Here is a 19,986-nt window from a genome sequence, read left to right as displayed (position 1 = left end):
GCACAGTGAGCGTCCTCTACCTCGACGCCGCAGCGACCACCCCGGTGCGTCGTGCGGCGCTCGAGGCCGCCTGGCCGTACCTCACCGGCGAGTTCGGCAACCCGTCCAGCACGCACGAACCGGGTCTGCGCGCAGCGACCGCGCTGAAGGATGCCCGCGCCCGGGTCGCCTCCGTGCTCGGGTGCCGCGCATCCGAGGTCGTGTTCACCGCGGGCGGCACGGAGGGCGACAATCTCGCGATCAAGGGCCTTGCGCTCGGGGATCCGCGTGGACGGCATCTCGTCACTGCGGCCACCGAGCACGAAGCGGTGCTGGAATCGGTCGATCATCTGCGGCGTATCCACGGATTCGACGTGGACTTCGTTCCGCTCGACGAGTTCGGCACGGCGACTCCCGACGCCCTGGCGTCGGTGCTGCGGCCCGACACGACGCTCGTGTCGATCGCGTATGCGAACAACGAGATCGGCACGGTGCAGCCGATCGCCGAGCTGGCATCCGTCGCTCACGCGGTCGGGGCACGTTTCCACACCGACGCCGTGCAGGCTGCCGGCCGGCTCGACCTGGACGTACGGACCCTCGGCGTCGACGCTCTCAGCTTCTCCGGACACAAGGTTGGCGCGCCGAAGGGTTCGGGCACGGCGTTCGTGAGGGGCGGTATCCCGCTCGAGCCCGTGCTGCACGGTGGCGGCCAGGAGCGCGGGCGGCGCTCCGGCACCGAGAACGTCGCGTTTGCGGTCGCTCTCGCCGTGGCGCTGGAAGCCGCAGACGACGAGCGGATGCGGCACCGAGGTGCTCCGGCCGACGAGGCACCAGATCCTTTGGCCGACACGGGCACCTTCATCGACGGCGTGCTTCGTCTGCTGCCCGAGGCTCGGCTCACGGGCGAACGCGTGCGCCGGATCCCCGGACACGCGTCGTTCACGATCGACGGCGTGAACGGAGAGACCGTGCTGCTCGAGCTCGAGCGCCGCGGTGTGATCGCCTCTAGCGGCTCCGCCTGTGCGGCCGGGCGCACCGAGCCGTCGCACGTGCTGCGGGCCATCGGACTTTCCGACGACGCGGCGGCGACCGCCGTGCGCTTCAGCTGGACGACGGTCTCCCCCGCCGATCTCGCACACGCCGCGGAAGCGCTACGCGACGCCGTGGCAGCGGCACGAGGACTCTAGGAGGCCGTCGAGCCACGGATCCGTCCCTCCGAGCAGGTGCCCGTCCTGCGCTCGGAACGCCCCGAGCACGGGATCCTCTCAGAGGCCCTCCGGCCTTCCGGTCAGTTGCCGCAGTGCGGACGACAGGTGCGCTGCGAGATGGCGTCCACGAGCACGGCACCGAGATCCTGTGGCCTGAGCGCCTGGTAGACCCCGCCACCCGTGGCATCGGCGATCTGCTTCATGGCGGACTGATCGGTGTCGGGACCGAATCCGATCATGATCACCGGGACCGGCCGGTTGACGCTCTCGATGGACTTCAGCTGTCCGACCAGTTGATCAAGGCTGAGTCCGCCGGCGGGGTTGTCGTTCTTTCCGTCCGTGATCACCAGCACGGAGCTGACCATGCCCGACACGTAGTTGGCCTGCATGTTCTTCACCGCGGCCAGCACGGAGTCGTAGAGCGCCGTGTCACCCTGCACGCGGCTGGGCAGCGAGTTGATCACGTTCGAGATGTCGGCGGCGTGAGCCGAGTCCCCGACCGGCGCGACCGGCGTGAGCTCCGTCCACGGCTGCGACCCCTGCTGATTGGTGGAGAAGCTCCACACGCCCAGCTGGGTCTGCGGTGAGAACATCTCGATCGCGCCCGCCGCAGCCTGCTGGAAGATGCCGATGCGGGTCGTGCCGCCGGCATCCTCGTTCATCGATCCCGACACGTCGACGAGCGCCAGCATACGGCCGCGCATCGTCATCGTGGACCACTCGTGCAGCATGTCCACCTGCGTGGCCAGTCCTCCCGGAGCCGCGGTCGAGTAGGTCTTCAGGACGCCTGCGGCCCGCAGATGCCCCTGTCCGAGACCCGACCGGAAGCCGCCTTCTGCGAGGTGCTTCTGGTCCGTGACGAAGGCGCTCTCCAATGCCGTCATGAGGCGGTCTTTCACAACGCTCCCCGTTGAGCGTCCGGCGACGCGGGCGAACGGAAAGGCGTCCTCGTCTGTGCCGTCGCCGGGGTAGATGGCGAAGAACTGCTGAGCGGGATGTTGCCGATTGTGCTGGTAAACAGCCTGCTCGGTCGTGAGCACGACCGAGGGCGTGGCATTCTCCTCGGCTGCCGCGAACGCTTTCTCCGCTGTCGCCGGTATGTTCTTGCCCAGCGCGACGAGCGCCGTGTCGAACGCCAGATCGTTGCCGGCCGGAGCCACGCCGTTCAGCTTGCTGAGAGCGAGGAGGCTCGCCCCGTTCGCCTCCGGATCGGGCAGTAGCGCGTTGAGATCGCCCGAGTACAGGCCGGCCCACGTCGGTTTCGCCGCTGCGATCGACGACGCCTTCTTCGAAGGCGCGGCGAACACGAGCGGGGTCGTCGCGACGTACGCCTCGAAGACGGCATTGGGCGACTCGCGTCCGAGCGACAGTGCTGTCGCCGCGATGCGACTCTGCCACCCGGGAGAGTCCGGCACCCAGACATCGGCACCCACGTCTCCCCCTGCGGCCACGATGGATGCCGTGTCTGCGGAATCCTGCGCCCGCACCGTCGTCTTCACGCACGGGGTCACCACATCGAACGAGTTCGCCGCCTTGGTGAGCACGGGCGCGATCTTGGGGTCGGCCACCACGCGGATCGTCGTCGGCTTGCCGCAGCCGATGGCATCCGCGAAGGAAGGAACGGAACTGCCCAGCAGACCGCCGGCCCAGGCTGCTCCGCCGACAGCGATCAGGACCACGGCGACGGCACCGGAGACGATGCCGATCAGGAAGCGTCTGCGAGAGCGTGGGCGCGCCTCTCGCGCGCCGGACTGGATGTCATGAGGGTGCGCAGGGGCGCTGTGTCGTCCCACTCGTACTCCATCGTCGGGTCAGGCCGCCCCCGCCTGCGATCTTCGGCCGCCTCCACTCGAGCGGCTTCGTGCCGCGATTCTACCGGACGGCCTGGTACACGGATGCGTGTGGCGTAGCGTGATCACATGAGTGCGCGCGACGACGACACGACCCGTTCTGGCGAGGACTTGACTCCGGAGGAAGAGGAGGAAGTCGAGGTCGCCCCCGAAGAAGAAGAGCTGGAGGGCTGGCTGCCCGAGCCGCGGCCGACGGACGGACCCGCGCCCGCACCGTGACCCCCGAGCGCTGACACCCGGCGGGCGCACCGCCCCGGCGCACACCGGCCGCGGACGTCAGTGGATGAGACAGTTCGGGCGGCAGGACCGTTGCGACAGCGCATCCACCAGCACGTTGCCCAGATCCTGCGGTTTGGTCGCGGTGTAGACACCACCGTCTGTCGCATCCGCGATCTGGCTCATCGCAGCGAGATCCGTGTCGGGTCCGAATCCGATCATGATGACCTCGACGGGCTTGTCCGGGTTCTCCACCGTCTTCAGCTGCGAAAGCAGATCCTGCAGTGAGAGCCCACCGCCAGGGTTGTCGTTCTTGCCGTCGGTGATCACCAGCACGGAGTTCACCATGCCAGGCGAGTAGTCCTTCTGCACGTCCTTCACGGCGGCGAGCACCGTGTCGTAGAGGCCGGTGTCGCCCTGCACGTAGCTCGGCAGCGCGCCGATGATGCCTGCGATGGCCTCCTGGTGTGCCGGGTCCCCGATCGGCGCGATCGGGGTCATCTCCCGGTACGGGGTCGAACCGTTCTGGTTGGTGGAGAAGATCCAGATGCCGAGCTCGGCCTGCGGCGAGAACATCGAGACGGCACCCATCGCGGCTTGCTGGAAGATGCCAATGCGCGTCATGCCGCCGCCGGCATCCTCGTTCATGGATCCGGAGACGTCCACCACGGCCAGCATTCGCGAACGCATCGTGATCGTCGACCACGCGTGAAGAAGGTCGACCTGCGACGACAGGTCGGGCGAGAGCATGTTCGTGTAGGAGGCGAGCACTCCGGTCGCCTTGAGCGACCCCATGCCGATGCCGCTACGGAATCCGTACTGCGCCATGTGCTTCGTGTCGGTGACGAAGGCGCGCTCGAGGCTGTTGAGGAGACGATCCTTCGCGGCGCTCCCGGAGGTGGCTCCCGCCAGACGCACGTACGGATAGGAGTCCAGTACGGTTCCCGAACTCGGATAGACCGCGAAGAACTGCTGGTCGGAGCCCTTTTCGGACTCGTTGTGCGCGAAGACCGCCTGCTCTGTCGTGAGTACCACCGTCGGCGTCGACGCCTTGACCGCGTCGGTGAACGCCGAGGTGGGGTCGGTGGGAACGACCTTTCCGATGGCGATCATCGCGGCGTCGAAGGCGAGCGGATTGCCGGCAGGAGCGTTCGACTTGAGCACACTCAGCGCGAGCAGGCTGGCGCCATTGTTGACCGGATCCGGGAGGAGCGCACTCACGGTGCCGCCGTAGATGCTCGACCAGGCGGGCTTCGCTGCGGCGAGCGAGTCGGCCTGCTTGGCGGGCGCCGCGAAGATCATCGGTGTCGTGGCCACGTTCACGCCGAAGAAAGCCTTCGGCGTTCCACGTCCGAGGGATTTCGCCGTCGCGGCGATCCGCGCCTCCCAGCCAGGAGAATCCGGTATCCAGACGTCGGCCTTGGGGTCGTTGCCCGACGCGACGATCGATGCGGTTTCCGCCGACGTCTGCGCGCGCACTGTCGTCGTGACACACGGCGTGACGGCGTCGAATGACATGGCCGACTTCGTCAGGGCGGGGGCGATGGCCGGATCTGCGACCACGCGCAACTGGGTCGGTTTGTCGCAGCCGAGGGCATTCGCGGGCGAGGGCAAGATGCCCTTCAGCGCGCCTGTCCCCCAGGCGACGCCTGCGACCGCGAGGAGCACGACGACGACCGCACCGGAGATGATGCCGATGATGAAGCGCCTGCGCGAGCGGGGACGATCGGGCGTGGCAGGCTGATGATGCACGGGTGCGGCACTGTGTCGTCCCACTCGAACTCCATCGTCGTGTCAGGCCCACCCCGCCTTCGTTGCTGCGCCGCATCCCCCGAGGCGGCGACGTTGCGGGCTAGCATACCTGACCGCGGAGATGCCGGAAATGCGCCACGGGCCACAACTCGAGCGCCTGTGCGACGTCTGTGCACTGTGCATGAGTGACAACGGATGACGCACACGGCGACCGTGTCTCGGCTCGGCCTCGAGGCCGAGCCGACAGTATGGTCCCATGACCGCCTCCGACATCATCCCCGAGGATCTCCTCCCGCTGCTGAACGAGCCGAACTTCGGATTCCTCGGCACCATCCGTCCCGACGACACGGTTCAGGTGAACCCGATGTGGTTCGAGTTCGATGGGGAGCTGATCCGCTTCACCCACACCACCAAGCGACAGAAGTACCGCAACCTGCAGCGGAATCCGACGATGAGTCTCGCGATCGTGCGTGAGCGCTCCTTCTACCGTTTCCTGGAGGTCCGTGGGCGCCTGGTGAACGTCGTCCCCGATCCGGAAGGCGAGTTCTACGTGCGCCTGGCCCGACGCTACGGGGAGACGGATCCGCAGGCGCCGGAGGACAGGGCCGACCGTGTCATCCTCGTGATGAGCGTGGAGCACGCGGTCACCAATTGACTCGGGCACCCGATCGCGGCCCGACTCGATGTGAGAGCCCTCGACCCCGGAACGGTTCAGATTCGCCGTGCGACGAAGACGAACTCGCGACCGGGTCGGTCCGGCGCCTCACGCACCTCATCGACGGCGAATCCGGCCGCCGCCAGCGAGGACTCCACCTCCTCGCGGCGACGGAACCGCAGCGTCGACGTGGAGTGCAGCGTCTCGCCGTCGGGAAGGATCAGCGTGTTCTGGAATGTGACGAACGGAGCCTGGGTCTCCACGAGATCCGTCCAGGTGCGCACACGCCCTACGCCCTCCACGATGGTGTCGACGTAGGTGCGGTCGCGGACCCAGTCACGCCAGGCTTCGCGGTCCGGATCCCGGGTTTCGAAGACGAGCCGACCGCTCGGACGTAGCGCGGACCGGATCGCGCGCAGTGTGGCATCCCAGTCCTCGTCGGTGAGGAAGACCTGGGCCACGTTCCCGGTCATGAAGGCGATGTCACCCGACGACCCGGGCAGATCGGTCGCGTCGCCATGGATCCAGGTGATCCGCTCCGCGTGAGGCTTGGTGCGAGCGACGTCGAGCGAGGCCAGCGCCGGATCCACGCCGATCACCGTCAGGCCCTGGGCGGCGAGCATGCAGGCGAAGGTGCCGGTTCCGCATCCGACGTCGATCACGGTCTGCGCGTCGAACTCCCGCGCGATCGCCGCGTACGCGTCGAGGTCTGTGCGATCAGGATCGAGAGGATCGTAGAGGCGAGCGAAGCGCGCGTCGTCGAAGAGAGCGTCCGGCATCCGCCCAGTGTGTCAGCGGCCGCCGGGGTGCGCACAGTTTCAGCCGGCCGCTTCGACAGCTTCCTCCATCGCGGCGCGGGCGTCATCGAGGTGGTACACCCGTTCGCTCGGTTCGATGTTCGTGAGGAAGTCGTGCATCGTCACCGCTGCCCGCCATGCCGCCAAGGGCCGCATGAGTTCGAGGGCGCCGCGCGGGTCGCTGGACGGAACCGTGCGACGCCAGGCACACACCCACTCGTCTTCCACCACCGCTGCGTCTCCGGGCGAGAGCACCTTCGTGAGCAGCAGGATGTCGTATGCCGGATGCGACAGCGACGCATCGCCCCAGTCGATGATCACAGGCTCGGGTCCGCCGAAGCGCACGTTTCCCGCGTGCAGATCACCGTGCACCAGGGTGTCCGGGAGCCCGCACGCCGCCACCCTCTCCAGCCGTGCCGGAAGGGCGTCGATCAGCGCACGGATGCCGTCCACACTCTCGCTCCAGAACCGCGCCACCTCGACGAAACGCTCCGCCTCGAGACGACGGTCCGGCAACCCGGCGGCGAGCAGTTCGTCCGCCTCGCCGGCATACCTCGCCTGCACCGGATGGAAGAGCTGTGCGACACGGATGCGCGTCGCAGCGTCCGCACCGTGTCCATCGGCACCGGGCACGTCGGCGAGGAGCATTCGGCCGCGGTCGTCCGCAGCGAACAACTCCGGCGCCAGCGCAGGAGCCGCGGCCCTCACGAGGCGCAGTGCGTGCGGCTCGTGCGCGAAGAACGGCGGCACCTGCTTGAGCCAGGCGATCGTGCCGGCGGAGGCATCCAGGCGCCAGAGCGCGGACAGGTTCCAGGTGCGCTGCTGAACGGCCTCGAGATCGCGGAACCCTCGACCCTCGAGAGCGGTTCGCGCCCACGCGACAGACGCATCCGGTCCGCCGGGCCGTGCCCACGGCATCCGCAGGGGCTGATCGTCCAGGTCGAGGTCGTGCGGAACAGGCGTCAACGGCAGAGAGGGCGGGAGTGTCCGGGTCTCGACCTGGGCGAGATACGTCACCTCGCCGCCGGATGCCGGACGGTCCTGCCCACGTCCGCGCAGCAGCCGGAGGATCTGCACGTCGATGCCGAAGGTCGCGCGCGCCGTTCGAACCACTTCATCGACGTCCTGCCACCACGGGTGAACGACGGTGAAGGTCGGAAGCACGCCGAGCATCCCGCCCTGCTGGTCGACGAGGACGAGGGTCGTGTCGCGGGACATGCGACGACCGTAGCGGGCGCGAGCATGCAACGGCCAGGTCGACGTGCCGAGCCCGTGGTCCGGCGAGGATGAGCTCGGCCCGTCAGAGGATCACGCCGCCCGTCTGGCTCGCGGGACAGTACTGGGCCGTCGTGCTCGCAAAGGCGAAGTCGCGGATGATGTCGTCGCATCCGGGGCAGGGCTCGCCCGCCCTGCCGTGCACCATCATCGCCGCCACCTTCGTCGCCTTGAGCTCGGCGATCGGGATGCCGCGGCGTGCGGAGATCGCGGAGCGGATCACCCCCGTGGTCTGCTCGAAGAGCCGGTCGAGTTCGTCGGCATCGAGTTCGGACGCGTGAACGACGGGGCTCAGCCTGGCCGCGAACAGGATCTCGTCGGAGTACGCGTTGCCGATTCCCGCGATCGACTTCTGTTCCTGGAGGATCGCCTTCAGCTGTTTGCGACGGCCGACGAAGGCGCGATCGAAGTCGGCGCGACTGTAGTCGGGCAGCGCCGGATCAGGTCCCAGGCCCGCAAAGGAAGGGACGTCGGATGCCGCATCCACGACCCACAGGGAGTGCGACACCCATCCGCCCGAGTCGGTGAGCTCGAGGCGGATTCCGCCCTCGAAGTCGAGCATGGCGAGCGCAGCAGCGGATCCGCCGGAGGGGCCGGCCGCACTCACCGACTCGCCTTCGCCCCAGCTCGCCCAGCCGTGCCGTCCGAGCGAGACGACGAGGTGCGCGCCACCGAGCGCGAGGTCGAACATCTTGCCGTGCCTGGTGACACCGGTCACGCTCCGGTCCACCAGAGTCGACGGCTGACGGGATCGCGTCTTGACCATGCGGAACTCGAGCACGTCGACGCCGGTCAACGCGCGTCCGCGCAGTCGGGCATCGAGATCGTCGACGAGCGCCTGCACCTCAGGTGACTCGGGCATGTTCCGATCGTGCCACCAAGGTCCGACAAACTGCTCGCGCCCACCGTGTCGTCCTCCCCAGGGTGGCAGGGCGTCGCTGCGTCCACCAAACAGGAACAGCGCGAGCGCCTCCGCTCATTGATCGACACACTTGCCGCATGGGAATCCGCTACTACGCCTATCCAGTCGCCGAATGCGATCTCGACGCCGCACGCGCCGACCCCTACAAGTTTCTGGGCGGGGATCCGCTCATGGATGCTTGGGGCCCGCTGGAGGAGAAGCCCGAGATGCTGTACATGGACAAGTGCTGGGGTGACCTGCAGCACTTCTTCCGACCAGATCCGGGTGGACTGTCAGAGCCTGCGTTCGCCCTCGTCGAGGGCGCCGTGACCCCGCACGGACTCGGCTGGTACGGCTACACGAAAGTGATGACACCCGATGAGGTAGCCGTCGTGTCGCAGCATCTCGGCACGTTCTCCGAGGAGACCGTCCGGCGGCGCATCGAGGATCTCCACCTCGATCGATGGGGTGGCGGCGAAGACGAGGAGTTCGCCTACATGATGCCGTACATCCGTGACGCCCAGAGATTCACCGCTGCGCTGGCCGAGAACCGAAGTGGCCTGGTCTATTTGATCGGATGAACCCGGACGCTCGTATACTGAAAGTATGACAATGACCACGATCAAGGTCTCCGTGGCCACAAGGGATCGGCTCAAGGCTCAAGCCCGGACTGCCAGGAAGTCGCTCGGCGCCTACCTCGATGAGCTGGCGAGCCGCGCTGATCGAGAGCAGCGTCTCCGCGTCCTCCAGCAGCAGATCGCCGCGACCCCGCCGGAACTGATGGAGTCCTACCATCGGGAGACGGCGGAATGGGACGCCATCTCTCCCCGGATCGATGAGTGAGATCGCCCTCGCTCCAGGCCTGGTGGTGTGGGCGGCCCTCGACCCCGTCATCGGCCGCGAACAGGCCGGACGTCGACCCGTACTCGTCGTCGCCGGAAACGGATATCTGAACGCAGTCACGAGCCTCGCACTCGTCGTGCCCATCACGTCCGTGGACCGATCGTGGAACAACCACGTACGGATCGACGATTCTGCAGGCCTTATCAAGCCATCGTGGGCGATGACGGAGCAGCTGCGAGCGATCTCACGAGAACGCATCGTGGCGACTGCCGGTACGACCAGTGTGGCAACCCTCGCCATCGTCCGGCTCTGGCTGAGCGATTTCCTCGAAGTCACCGGTCCGGCGCTCTGAGCGTCCGATCGGAACCGCCGAATCCGCGCCAACGCCGTCCGTACGCGCCGTCGAGTGGGGCATGAAGCCCGCCCGAGGCACCGCTACACGTTGAAGCGGAACTCCACCACGTCGCCGTCCTGCATGACGTAATCCTTGCCCTCGAGACGCGCCTTGCCGTGGGCGCGCGCCTCGTGCACCGAGCCGAGCTCGACGAGGTCCTCGAACGAGATCACCTCGGCCTTGATGAAGCCCTTCTCGAAGTCGGTGTGGATCACGCCGGCGGCCTGGGGAGCCTTCCACCCCTTGTGGATGGTCCACGCGCGCGACTCCTTCGGGCCTGCCGTGAGGAACGTCTGCAGGCCGAGGGTGTCGAATCCGATGCGAGCGAGCTGGTCGAGTCCGCTCTCGTCCTGGCCCGTCGAGGCGAGCAGTTCAGCGGCATCCTCGGGATCCAGGTCGATCAACTCGGACTCGATCTTCGCGTCGAGGAACACGGCCTGTGCGGGCGCGACGAGAGCGGCGAGCTCTCCCTTGCGCGAAGCATCCGTCAGCACGGCCTCATCCACGTTGAACACGAAGATGAACGGCTTCGACGTGAGGAGCCCGAGCTCCTTGATGGGAGCGAGATCGAGGCCGGATGCCGACAGCAGCACGCCCCGCTCGAGCGAGTCCTTCGCCGCGTTCGCCGCCTCGAGCACGGCGCCGTCGAGCTTGCGACCGCGCACCTCCTTCTCGTACCGGGTGATCGCCTTCTCGAGGGTCTGGAGGTCCGCGAGCATGAGCTCGGCGCCGATCGTCTCCAGATCGTTCGCCGGATTCACCTCGCCCTCCACGTGCACCACGTCGGAATCGGCGAATCCGCGCACGACCTGGGCGATGGCATCCGCTTCACGAATGTTGGCGAGGAACTGGTTGCCGAGACCCTCACCCGTCGACGCGCCGCGCACGATGCCGGCGATGTCGACGAAGCTCACCGTGGCTGGCACGATGCGCTCGGAGTGGAACAGATCGGAGAGCGTGTTCAGTCGCGGGTCTGGCAGGTTCACCACACCGACGTTCGGCTCGATGGTGGCGAACGGATAGTTCGCCGCGAGCACCTGATTCTTGGTCAGCGCGTTGAAGAGCGTGGACTTGCCGACGTTGGGCAGGCCGACGATGCCGATAGTGAGAGCCACGGGCATCCATCGTATCCGGCGACAGGAACCCTCATCGTGCTCAGGGCAGCGCGCGGAGCAGTTCCGGCAACGCGCGAAGATCCGCCAGCACGTGATCGGGCGAGCCGACGATCGGCGCTTGGCCCGCAGCACCCGGTCGGTCCACCCACACCGATCGCAGGCCGGCAGCAGCGGCACCGGCGACATCCGCTTCGAGGTTGTCGCCAACGTGCGCGGCGTCTTCCGGTCGCGAGCCGATCGCGTCGAGGGCCGCATGGAAGATGGCCGGATGCGGCTTCGCCACTCCGGCTTCCGCGGAGACGATCACCGCATCGAAGACGTCGTCGATTCCCACCGCGGTGAGCTTCGAACGCTGCTGCACGCTCGGCCCGTTCGTGATGAGCGCCAGACGGATGCCCGTGCGGTGCAGATCCGCCAGCACCTCGAGGGATTCGGGATACAGCTCGAAGGACGCGAACTCCTCCGCCAGGTGAAGGCTGACGGCGCGCTCGACGATGTGCTCGTCCTGCACGCCGACATCCGCGAGCGCCTGCTGCCACGCCGCACGCGGCAGGGCATCTCCTGCCGCGCGGCCGGTCACCCAGTCGTCTCCGACCTCGGGCCAGGCCCGCCACCACGCGCGCCGATTCGCCTCCGCGAGTTCATCGACGACGAGGCGCGAATCCTCTTTCGCGAGCGTCGCGCAGACCCGGCCGATCACACGGTCGCCGAGGTCGTTGCGCAGCAACGTGCCGTCGAGGTCGAAGCAGACAGCGGTGATCCGATTCACGGGCGCACGTACCGGAACGCAAGCGTCATGTACGGAAGCTCGATGACCTCGCGACCCGCGGTCTGCGGATGCGTGTCCAGCAGTTCGCGCACCGCGACGATCGTCGCCTCCTGCTGCTCGGCGTCCATCACGGCGAAATAACTGCGCGAACGGACCAGATCGAGCATGCCTTCCCGGTCGAACGGCTGCGTCCATGCGAAGGATGCCCGCTCCGGTTGTCCGAACGGCGCGAGGACGTGCGGATCGTCATCCATTCCCTCGGTGTACTGGTCGCCGTCTGCGTGCATTGCAGCGCCCAGCTTCTTCACCCAGTCGACGCGCTCGTCGCGGAAGTTCCAGATCAGTCCGAGCGTGCCGCCGGGCTTGAGCACGCGGCCCACCTCGCGGGATGCGACGGGCGGGTCGACCCAGTGCCAGGCCTGAGCGAAGGTCACCGCGTCGACCGATTCGTCGGGCAGCGGCATCCGCTCCCCCGTGCCGATCAGCGTCTCGACGCCGGGCACAGTCGACCTCAGCACGCGGAGCATCTCCTCCGAAGGATCGACCGCGACGATCTCGCGGCCCTCTGCAACCAGCGTGCGGGTCAGCTTGCCCGTGCCGGCGCCGACGTCCACCACGTGCTGCTGCTCGGGATGGACCAGCCACGCCACGGCCTCCGGGGGATATTCCGGACGGGATGCCTCGTACACGTCGGCGACGGAACCGAACGACCGCGCGTGCTCGAGCTTCTCTTCACGTGAGCGCATGCGACCAGCGTATGGGTCGAACGGGAGCGCCGCAGCGCGCCGGATCCGGTTGAACGCGCGAGGGGCCTGGCGCCGCAGTGAGCTGATCCCCGGACGTGGAACCGGATGATCCAGTTCCGACGTCGTGGAGCAGCGCCGAAGCACCGAGCCCCTCACGAACCGACGCTCAGTCGACGACCGCCGCGTCCGGTTCGTCGCGCTCGGCGATCTCCTCGGCCTCAGCCGCGAGCCGGTCGCCCTGGATGTCGGCGAACTCCTCGTCGAGATCCGTCGCGGCCTGCTCGAACTGCGCGTTGTACAGCCGGTAGTAGGCGCCCTTCGCCGCGATGAGCTGCTCATGGTTGCCCTGCTCCACGATGTCGCCGTGCTCCATCACCAGGATGAGGTCGGCATCACGGATGGTCGACAGCCGGTGTGCGATCACGAATGACGTGCGTCCCTGGCGCAACGCGTTCATGGCGTGCTGCAGCAGGAGCTCCGTGCGGGTGTCGACGGAGCTCGTCGCCTCGTCGAGGATCAGCACGCTGGGCTTGGCCACGAACGCGCGCGCGATCGTGATCAGCTGCTTCTCGCCTGCCGACACGTTGGACGCATCCTCGTCGAGCACCGTCTCGTAACCGTCGGGCAGGGAGTGCACGAACCGGTCGACGTAGGTGGCCTCGGCAGCCTCGTGGATCTCCGCATCCGTGGCATCCGCCCGTCCGTAGCGGATGTTCTCCCTGATGCTTCCCGCGAACAGCCACGGGTCCTGCAGCACCATCCCGGTCTTGGCGCGGATGTCGTGCCGGGTGAGGTCGGCGATGTTCTGTCCGTTGAGCAGAATGCGTCCGCCGTTCAGCTCGTAGAACCGCATGATGAGGTTCACCAGCGTGGTCTTGCCTGCACCCGTCGGTCCCACGATGGCGACCGTCTGGCCAGGCTCGACACGGAAGGACAGATCCCGGATGAGCGGACGCTCCGGGTTGTACGAGAACGACACGTGCTCGAACTCGATGGTGCCGTCGCCGTCGACCGGTGCGGGGGCATCCGGAGCGTCCGGCTCCTGCTCGTCCTGGTCGAGCAGCTCGAACACACGCTCGGCGGACGCCGTCCCCGACTGGACGACCGCGGCCATGCCGCCCAGCTGCGACAGCGGCTGGGTGAACTGCTGCGAGTACTGGATGAACGCCTGAACGTCGCCCAGCCGGAGCTGCCCGCCAGCGACCATGAGTGCGCCGATCACGGCGATGCCGACGTAGGTCAGGTTCCCGATGAACTGCATCGCAGGCATCATCGTGTTCGAGAGGAACTGCGCCTTGAACGAGGCCTGGTACAGCTCCTCGTTCTCGGCCCGGAAGGCCTCGCGCGAGCTCTTCTCGCGCCCGAACACCTTGACGAGCGCGTGCCCGGAGAAGGACTCCTCAACGCGTGCGTTCAGGCGACCGACCTTGCGCCACTGCACGCTGAACGCCTTCTGCGAACGCGGGCCGATCACACCGAAGATCACAGCCATCAGCGGAAGCGAGACCAGCGCCACCAGCGTGAGCTGCCACGAGATGGACAGCATCATGATGAGAACGCCGAGCACGGTCAGCACGCTGGTGAGCGCGCTGGACAGCGACTGCTGCATCATCTGCGTGATGTTGTCGATGTCGTTCGTCACCCGCGAGATGAGCTCTCCACGCTGCACGCGGTCGAAATAGCTGAGCGGCAGGCGGTTGATCTTCGCCTCGACCTGCTCGCGGAGACGCCACATGGCGCTGACCATGATGACGTTGATGATGTAGCCCTGCAGCCAGTTGAGCACCGCGGAGACGCAGTACAGCGCGAGCACGATCATCAGCACCTGGCTCAGCCGCACGAAGTCGACGCCTGTGCCGGGGTCCAGGTTCTGCATCGCCTTCACGATGTTGGCCAGATCGTGCTGGCCGGATGCGTTGAGACCGGCAACCACCTGGTCCTGCGTTGCACCCTTGGGCAGGTTCTTCGAGATGACGCCCTCGAACAGGATGTTCGTGGCCTCACCGAGCACCTTCGGTGCAGCAACGGTGCACGCGACGGCGATCGCACCGAGGATGGAGGCGAACGTGAAGGCCAGGGCATTGGGCTTCAAGAGCCCGATCAGCCGGCGGAAGGACGGCCCGAAGCGCTTGGCCTTGCCCGGCGCGACTCCGCCGCTCCAGTCGTCGGCGGACAGCCTGGCCTGCTCGGCAAGCTCGAGTTCGAGCTTCTCCTCTGCGGTGAGCTCTGTCGTCGTCGCGGCGCCCTTGGCGCCGTTCTTCGCGGCGCTCATCGGCCGGCCTCCACTCCGAGCTGGGATTCCACGATCTCGCGATAGGTATCGCTCGACGTCAGGAGTTCGTCATGGGTGCCGACGCCCACCATCCGTCCGTCTTCGAGCACGATGATGCGGTCGGCGTCGGTGATCGTCGAGACACGCTGTGCGACGACGATCTTGGTCACGTCGGGCAGCTCTCGCCAGAGCGCTTGACGGAGCCGCGCATCCGTCGCCAGGTCGAGCGCGGAGAAGGAATCGTCGAACACCAGGATGCGCGGCCGGTGCACGATGGCACGGGCGATCGCAAGGCGCTGCCGCTGCCCGCCGGAGACGTTGGTGCCTCCCTGGGAGATGCGTGCGTCGAGACCGCCGTCCATCTGGGCGACGAAGTCGCTGCCCTGGGCGATGGACAACGCACTCCAGAGCTCGTCATCCGTGGCATCCTCACGTCCGAAGCGGAGGTTCGAGGCGACGGTTCCTGTGAAGAGGAAGGGCCGCTGCGGCACGAGGCCGATCGTCTGCCACAGGGCGGAGAGATCGGCGTTCCGCACGTCGACGCCGTTGACCGAGACGCTGCCGTCCGTCACGTCGAAGAGCCTCGGGATCAACGAGATGAGCGTCGTCTTGCCCGCACCTGTCGATCCGACGATGGCGACCGTCTCTCCGGGCTTCGCCGTGAAGCTGATGCCCGACAGCACAGGGTGCTCAGCGCCCGGGTACGTGAAGGAGGTGTCGGTGAACTCGACGGTTCCCGGCGTCGGAAACTCGGAGATCGGATGCTCCGCGCGGCCGAGCGACGTCTCCGCCGCGAGCACCTCGCCGATGCGCTCGGCAGACACGGCGGCCCTCGGGATCATCATCGTCATGAAGCTGGCCATCATGACGCCGGACAGGATGATCATGACGTACTGCATGAACGCGAAGAGAGTGCCGATCTGCACCTCGCCGGAGTCCACCTTGATTCCGCCGAACCAGATCACTCCGATCACAGTGACGTTGAGGATGAGCATCACGACGGGGAACAGCAGCACGAACAGCGAGCCGACCTTGCGGCCGACGACCATGATGTCGGTGTTCGCGTCGCGGAAGCGCGCCTCCTCGATCGGCTCGCGCACGAACGCCCGCACGACGCGGATGCCGGTGAGCTGCTCGCGCATCACCCGGTTCACGATGTCGAGCTTCTCCTGGAAGCTGCGGAACAGCGGCACCATGCGGCTGATGATGAGGACCGCGACGACGAGGAGGATCGGCACGGCCACGGCGATCAGCCAGGACAGGCTGAGGCTCTGCCGCAAGGCGAGGACGATGCCACCGATCGCGAGCAACGGCGCAGAGACAAGGAAGGTCGCGGACATCATCGCGAGCATCTGCACCTGCTGCACGTCGTTGGTGTTCCTGGTGATCAACGAACCCGGACCGAAGGACGAGACCTCGCGCTCGGAGAACGCGGAGACCCGGTCGAAGATCTGGTCGCGGATGTCGCGCCCGGCGCGCATCGCGGCCTTCGCCGCGAAGTAGGTGGCGATGACGGCCGCGACGATCTGCCCGAGGGAGATCACGAGCATCAGCGTGCCCGTGCGCCAGATGTATCCGGTGTCGCCCTTGGAGAGGCCGTTGTCGATGATGTCGGCGTTCAGGCTGGGCAGATACAGGCTCGCCAGCGCCGAGGCGAACTGGAAGATCAGGACGCCCAGGAGCAGCCATTTGTATGGTTTGAGATAGCGGACGAGGAGCTTGAGCAGCACGAAATGCTCCGATTGAGTCGAGGTGCCGTAAAGGGGATGCCGAGTACTGTGCACCGCACCCCCGACATTCTGCGCGGCGGTGGGCCGAACCGGCCGTATCACGATATATCGCGTTGATCCGAACGGCAATCCCCGACCACGCCGAAGGCGGTGCCGACCGTGTCGTCTGCTCGTGCGAGCATGACGACGTGCCACTGGACTTCACCGCCATCGACTTCGAGACCGCGAATTCCAGCAGCGCTTCTGCGTGTTCGGTGGGTCTCGTGAAGGTGCGCGACGGCCGGGTCGTCGACACCGCCGGATGGCTCATCAAGCCGCCGGCCGGACACGATGCGTTCCTGGAATGGAACGTGCGGATCCACGGCATCCGGGCACGGGATGTGTAACACGCGAGCGGATGGGGCGACCAGCTGGCCGACCTCGTGGAGTTCGCCGGCGCCGACGTTCTCGTCGCGCACAATGCAGGGTTCGACATGGGCGTCATCCGCGGCGCGTGCTCCGCCACCAGCATCCGCTGTCCCCGATTCGACTATCTGTGCAGCCTGCAGGTGGCGCGGAGGACCTACTCGCTCGACTCGTACCGGCTGCCGGTCGCGGCGATGGCTGCCGGATTCGAAGGGTTCCAGCACCACGACGCCCTCGCCGATGCCGAAGCCTGCGCTGCCATCGTCGTGCACGCCTCGAAGCGGCACGGCGCCGGCTCCATCGGCGAGCTCGCCACGAACGTCCCGGTCCGGATGGGACGCATCGGCGACGTCGCCGAAGCGGCCTGACGACCTGCACCGAGTCGTATGCCGGAAGCGGCATGCTGGCGAGCCCTCCCAGCGATGTCGGTGGCTGTTGCGACCATGAAGACATGGACGTTCTCCTCCTCATCATCGGTCTCGTGGTCGGCGCCGTCGCAGGCGTGTTCGGCGGACTCGCGCTCGCCGCCCGGCGCACGTCGCACGACACGACGGTCGTCGTCGACCCCGCCGTCATCGAGGCCAGGCACGCTGCCGATCTCGAGCGCGTCCGGTCGGAGGATGCTGCCCAGCTGTGGCAGACGCAGGCCGACCTGGCCGCAGCTCAGGCGACGATCATCAGCCTCAGAGAGCAGGCAGTGAAGTCTGAGGAGCAGTTCCGCGACCAGATCCAGGAGCTGCGTGGTCAGCAGCGCGCCGTACTCGAGCAGCAGCGGGTGGATCAGGCCGAGCGGGTCGAGCGCGAGAAGCGTGAACAGCAGGTGCTGCATGCTCTCGCACCGGTGAAGGAGACCCTGGAGGCGATGCAGCGCAAGGTCACCGAGATCGAGCAGCAGCGCGGGCAGCAGTACGGATCGCTGGCCGAGCAGCTCAAGCAGGCCCAGCTCAGCGACGAAGCACTTCGCGCCACCACCGAATCACTCGCCGGGGCGCTGCGCTCGAACAGTGTGCGCGGCGTGTGGGGAGAGACGCAGTTGCGCCGGGTCGTCGAGGCTGCGGGACTCACGCAGCATGTCGACTTCGAGACGCAGAAGAGCATCACCTCGGATGCCGGTGCCGGCCGTCCCGATATGGTCATCACGCTTCCCGGCGGCAAGTCCATCGCTGTGGACGCGAAGGTGCCGTTCGATGCCTACCTGGAGGCCAGCCAGATCCCGGTCACCGCGGTGGGCGAGGAGGGCGCGCGGCGCAAGCAGCTCCTCGACAAGCACGTCAAGGCCCTGCGCGGGCACATCGATGCCCTGGCGAAGAAGACGTACTGGGAGGGTCTCGCCGCCAGCCCCGAGTTCGTGGTGGCGTTCGTGCCTAGCGAATCGCTTCTCTCGGCAGCGCTCGAGAGCGACCCCACAATCCTCGACTACTCCTTCGGCAAGCGAGTCGCCCTCGCGTCGCCCGTGAACCTCTGGGCGGTCCTGAAGACCGTCGCCTATACCTGGCAGCAGCAGGCGGTCTCCGATGAGGCGAAGCACCTTTTCGATCTCGGCAACACGCTGTACCAGCGCCTGGGCGCGCTGGCGGGCCACGCGGAGAGCCTGCGTCGTGCCATCGAGCGCACGGTGGACAGCTACAACAAGTTCGCCGCGTCGCTCGAGTCGCGAGTGCTCGTCACTGCACGCCAGTTCCCCGGCATCGACGAGACGAAGATCATCGATGAGACGGCAGCCATCCACAGCTCACCGCGCAAACTGACCGCTCTCGAGCTGGAACCAGGCAACGAAGCCGACAGGCTGCACGCGGCAGAGGAACTCAGCGCCTGACGTCCGGTCTGCGAGCCGTCACCACTTAGAGACGGGGTGGGAGCCGTCACCACCACTTGGAGACGAGGTGCTCGGCGGCGATGCGCCGCACGGTCCCCGACTTCGAGCGCAGCACGATGCTGCTCGTGTGGATGACCGGCCCGTCGCGTCGCACGCCGTCGACGAGGCCGCCGTCCGTCACTCCGGTGGCCACGAACAGGGTGTTGTCACCGGCGACCAGGTCGTCGAGCTCGTAGACCTTCTCGGGATCGAGCCCCGACGCGATCGCGCGATCACGCTCGGCCGCATCGCGCGGGGCGGGTGTCGCCTGCATGAATCCGCCGAGAGCCTTCACCGCGCAGGCCGTCGTGATCCCCTCGGGGCTTCCGCCGATCCCGACGCACAGGTCGATCCGCGTTCCGGGTCGCACGGCGTTGATGCCACCCGCCACGTCGCCGTCGAGGAGCAGCCGCGTGCCGGCTCCGGCATCCCGGATGTCCTGGATGAGGCCCTCATGGCGCGGCCTGTCGAGCACTGCGACCCGGAGCTCTCCCACCTCGCGGCCGGTGGCCGCCGCATACGCGCGCAGGTTCTCGCCGATCGGCCGACGGATGTCCACCACTCCCCTGCCCTCTGGCCCGGTGACGATCTTGTCCATGTAGAACACGCCCGAGGCGTCCAGCATCGTGCCCCGGTCGCTCACAGCGATCACCGACAGCGCGTTCTGCCGGCCGGCGGCGGTGAGCGAGGTTCCATCGATCGGATCCACGGCGATGTCGCACGCGGGGCCGCGGCCGGTGCCGACGTGCTCGCCGTTGAACAGCATCGGCGCTCGGTCCTTCTCGCCCTCTCCGATCACGACGACGCCGTCGAAGTCCACGGTGGCGAGGAAGGCGCGCATGGCATCCACGGCCGCGCCGTCCGCGTCGTTCTTGCGCCCTTTGCCGATCCACGGGGTCGCGCGGATCGCCGCGGCCTCTGTCGCCCGCACGAGTTCGAGCGCGAGGTTGCGGTCGGGATGCAATGCACCGCGCTCGTCGAGTCCGAGCTCGTGGAGACCACGCTCCTCGTCGGTGGCGGGCACGGCGATGCCAACCGTTTGCCATTTGTTGCCATCGGGTGTCCGGCCTCGCGAGGCCGATGAGGGGTGCACGTCGCTGCCGGCCGTGCGGTTGTCTGCGGCGGATCCAGTGGTCTGTTCGATCAACACGTCTCCACGGTCGCGCAAGAACGGGGCCTACGCGGCTCACAGAACCCGTGATGTTTCGAGGATCTTCACAAATC

The 19,986-nt window shown here is 67.3% G+C and carries 18 protein-coding genes and 1 pseudogene; 8 read left to right on the top strand and 11 right to left on the bottom strand.

What is annotated here, in order from left to right; all coding sequences use genetic code 11:
- The first annotated feature begins 5 nt into the window (after window positions 1-5).
- Complete coding sequence (locus ACX9R5_RS09860) at window positions 6-1,166, top strand: cysteine desulfurase family protein (protein WP_459408802.1); 1,161 nt, start codon at window positions 6-8, stop codon at window positions 1,164-1,166.
- 101 nt (window positions 1,167-1,267) lie between these two features.
- On the opposite strand, the gene ACX9R5_RS09855 is transcribed toward ACX9R5_RS09860, so the two are convergent.
- A complete protein-coding gene (locus ACX9R5_RS09855; protein WP_459408801.1) occupies window positions 1,268-2,980 on the bottom strand; it encodes a VWA domain-containing protein in 1,713 nt (570 codons plus the stop codon).
- Window positions 2,981-3,106: 126 nt separating this feature from the next.
- On the opposite strand from ACX9R5_RS09855, the gene ACX9R5_RS09850 reads away from it, so the two are divergent.
- Window positions 3,107-3,256, top strand: a complete 150-nt coding sequence (locus ACX9R5_RS09850; RefSeq protein WP_459408800.1) for a hypothetical protein — start codon at window positions 3,107-3,109, stop codon at window positions 3,254-3,256.
- A gap of 57 nt (window positions 3,257-3,313) precedes the next feature.
- Here ACX9R5_RS09850 and ACX9R5_RS09845 read toward each other — a convergent pair whose 3' ends face one another.
- The gene (locus ACX9R5_RS09845) at window positions 3,314-5,029 is read right to left on the bottom strand and encodes a VWA domain-containing protein (RefSeq protein WP_459408799.1); all 1,716 of its coding nucleotides are present in this window, start codon (window positions 5,027-5,029) and stop codon (window positions 3,314-3,316) included.
- Between the two features lie 232 nt (window positions 5,030-5,261).
- Here ACX9R5_RS09845 and ACX9R5_RS09840 point away from each other — a divergent pair, with 232 nt between their 5' ends.
- Window positions 5,262-5,660 carry a PPOX class F420-dependent oxidoreductase gene (locus tag ACX9R5_RS09840; RefSeq protein ID WP_459408798.1) on the top strand — a complete coding sequence of 133 codons (399 nt, stop codon included), beginning with the start codon at window positions 5,262-5,264 and terminating at the stop codon, window positions 5,658-5,660.
- Between the two features lie 56 nt (window positions 5,661-5,716).
- On the opposite strand, the gene ACX9R5_RS09835 is transcribed toward ACX9R5_RS09840, so the two are convergent.
- The 3 genes from ACX9R5_RS09835 to ACX9R5_RS09825 form a co-directional block, all read right to left on the bottom strand.
- Window positions 5,717-6,439 carry a class I SAM-dependent methyltransferase gene (locus ACX9R5_RS09835; RefSeq protein ID WP_459408797.1) on the bottom strand — a complete coding sequence of 241 codons (723 nt, stop codon included), beginning with the start codon at window positions 6,437-6,439 and terminating at the stop codon, window positions 5,717-5,719.
- 39 nt (window positions 6,440-6,478) lie between these two features.
- Window positions 6,479-7,675, bottom strand: a complete 1,197-nt coding sequence (locus ACX9R5_RS09830) for a phosphotransferase family protein (protein WP_459408796.1) — start codon at window positions 7,673-7,675, stop codon at window positions 6,479-6,481.
- Between the two features lie 82 nt (window positions 7,676-7,757).
- Window positions 7,758-8,594, bottom strand: coding sequence for a DNA-formamidopyrimidine glycosylase family protein (locus tag ACX9R5_RS09825; RefSeq protein ID WP_459408795.1), 837 nt, complete (start codon window positions 8,592-8,594; stop codon window positions 7,758-7,760).
- A 137-nt stretch (window positions 8,595-8,731) separates the two neighbouring features.
- On the opposite strand from ACX9R5_RS09825, the gene ACX9R5_RS09820 reads away from it, so the two are divergent.
- From ACX9R5_RS09820 to ACX9R5_RS09810, 3 genes are read left to right on the top strand one after another with little or no spacing between them, the layout of a single operon-like run.
- The gene (locus tag ACX9R5_RS09820) at window positions 8,732-9,214 is read left to right on the top strand and encodes a DUF1877 family protein (RefSeq protein ID WP_459408794.1); all 483 of its coding nucleotides are present in this window, start codon (window positions 8,732-8,734) and stop codon (window positions 9,212-9,214) included.
- Between the two features lie 25 nt (window positions 9,215-9,239).
- Window positions 9,240-9,476: a hypothetical protein gene (locus ACX9R5_RS09815; RefSeq protein WP_459408793.1), complete on the top strand. Its 237-nt coding sequence runs from the start codon at window positions 9,240-9,242 to the stop codon at window positions 9,474-9,476.
- The gene (locus tag ACX9R5_RS09810) at window positions 9,469-9,828 is read left to right on the top strand and encodes a type II toxin-antitoxin system PemK/MazF family toxin (protein ID WP_459408792.1); all 360 of its coding nucleotides are present in this window, start codon (window positions 9,469-9,471) and stop codon (window positions 9,826-9,828) included. The genes ACX9R5_RS09815 and ACX9R5_RS09810 overlap by 8 nt, the downstream gene beginning before the upstream one ends.
- Before the next feature lie 83 nt (window positions 9,829-9,911).
- On the opposite strand, the gene ychF is transcribed toward ACX9R5_RS09810, so the two are convergent.
- The 5 genes from ychF to ACX9R5_RS09785 form a co-directional block, all read right to left on the bottom strand.
- Window positions 9,912-10,985 (bottom strand): redox-regulated ATPase YchF, encoded by a 1,074-nt coding sequence (gene ychF / locus ACX9R5_RS09805; RefSeq protein ID WP_459408791.1) that lies wholly within the window; start codon window positions 10,983-10,985, stop codon window positions 9,912-9,914.
- A 40-nt stretch (window positions 10,986-11,025) separates the two neighbouring features.
- Window positions 11,026-11,754: an HAD family hydrolase gene (locus ACX9R5_RS09800; protein ID WP_459408790.1), complete on the bottom strand. Its 729-nt coding sequence runs from the start codon at window positions 11,752-11,754 to the stop codon at window positions 11,026-11,028.
- The gene (locus tag ACX9R5_RS09795) at window positions 11,751-12,500 is read right to left on the bottom strand and encodes a class I SAM-dependent methyltransferase (RefSeq protein ID WP_459408789.1); all 750 of its coding nucleotides are present in this window, start codon (window positions 12,498-12,500) and stop codon (window positions 11,751-11,753) included. Before ACX9R5_RS09795 ends, ACX9R5_RS09800 begins: the two co-directional genes overlap by 4 nt.
- A 166-nt stretch (window positions 12,501-12,666) precedes the next feature.
- A complete protein-coding gene (locus ACX9R5_RS09790; protein WP_459408788.1) occupies window positions 12,667-14,772 on the bottom strand; it encodes an ABC transporter ATP-binding protein in 2,106 nt (701 codons plus the stop codon).
- Window positions 14,769-16,502: an ABC transporter ATP-binding protein gene (locus tag ACX9R5_RS09785; protein WP_459408787.1), complete on the bottom strand. Its 1,734-nt coding sequence runs from the start codon at window positions 16,500-16,502 to the stop codon at window positions 14,769-14,771. The genes ACX9R5_RS09790 and ACX9R5_RS09785 overlap by 4 nt, the downstream gene beginning before the upstream one ends.
- 188 nt (window positions 16,503-16,690) lie before the next feature.
- Between ACX9R5_RS09785 and ACX9R5_RS09780 the strand changes: the two are divergent.
- Both ACX9R5_RS09780 and ACX9R5_RS09775 read left to right on the top strand, forming a co-directional pair.
- Window positions 16,691-17,275 (top strand): annotated as a pseudogene (locus ACX9R5_RS09780) (exonuclease domain-containing protein).
- An 83-nt stretch (window positions 17,276-17,358) separates the two neighbouring features.
- Complete coding sequence (locus ACX9R5_RS09775; RefSeq protein ID WP_459408786.1) at window positions 17,359-18,723, top strand: DNA recombination protein RmuC; 1,365 nt, start codon at window positions 17,359-17,361, stop codon at window positions 18,721-18,723.
- Between the two features lie 46 nt (window positions 18,724-18,769).
- Here ACX9R5_RS09775 and glpX read toward each other — a convergent pair whose 3' ends face one another.
- On the bottom strand, window positions 18,770-19,726 hold the full coding sequence (gene glpX, locus ACX9R5_RS09770) for a class II fructose-bisphosphatase (RefSeq protein WP_459409064.1): 957 nt from the start codon (window positions 19,724-19,726) through the stop codon (window positions 18,770-18,772).
- Window positions 19,727-19,986 lie beyond the last annotated feature (260 nt).

The organism is Rathayibacter sp. CAU 1779, assembly GCF_054551755.1.
This window is presented reverse-complemented; position numbering and strand designations above follow the sequence as displayed.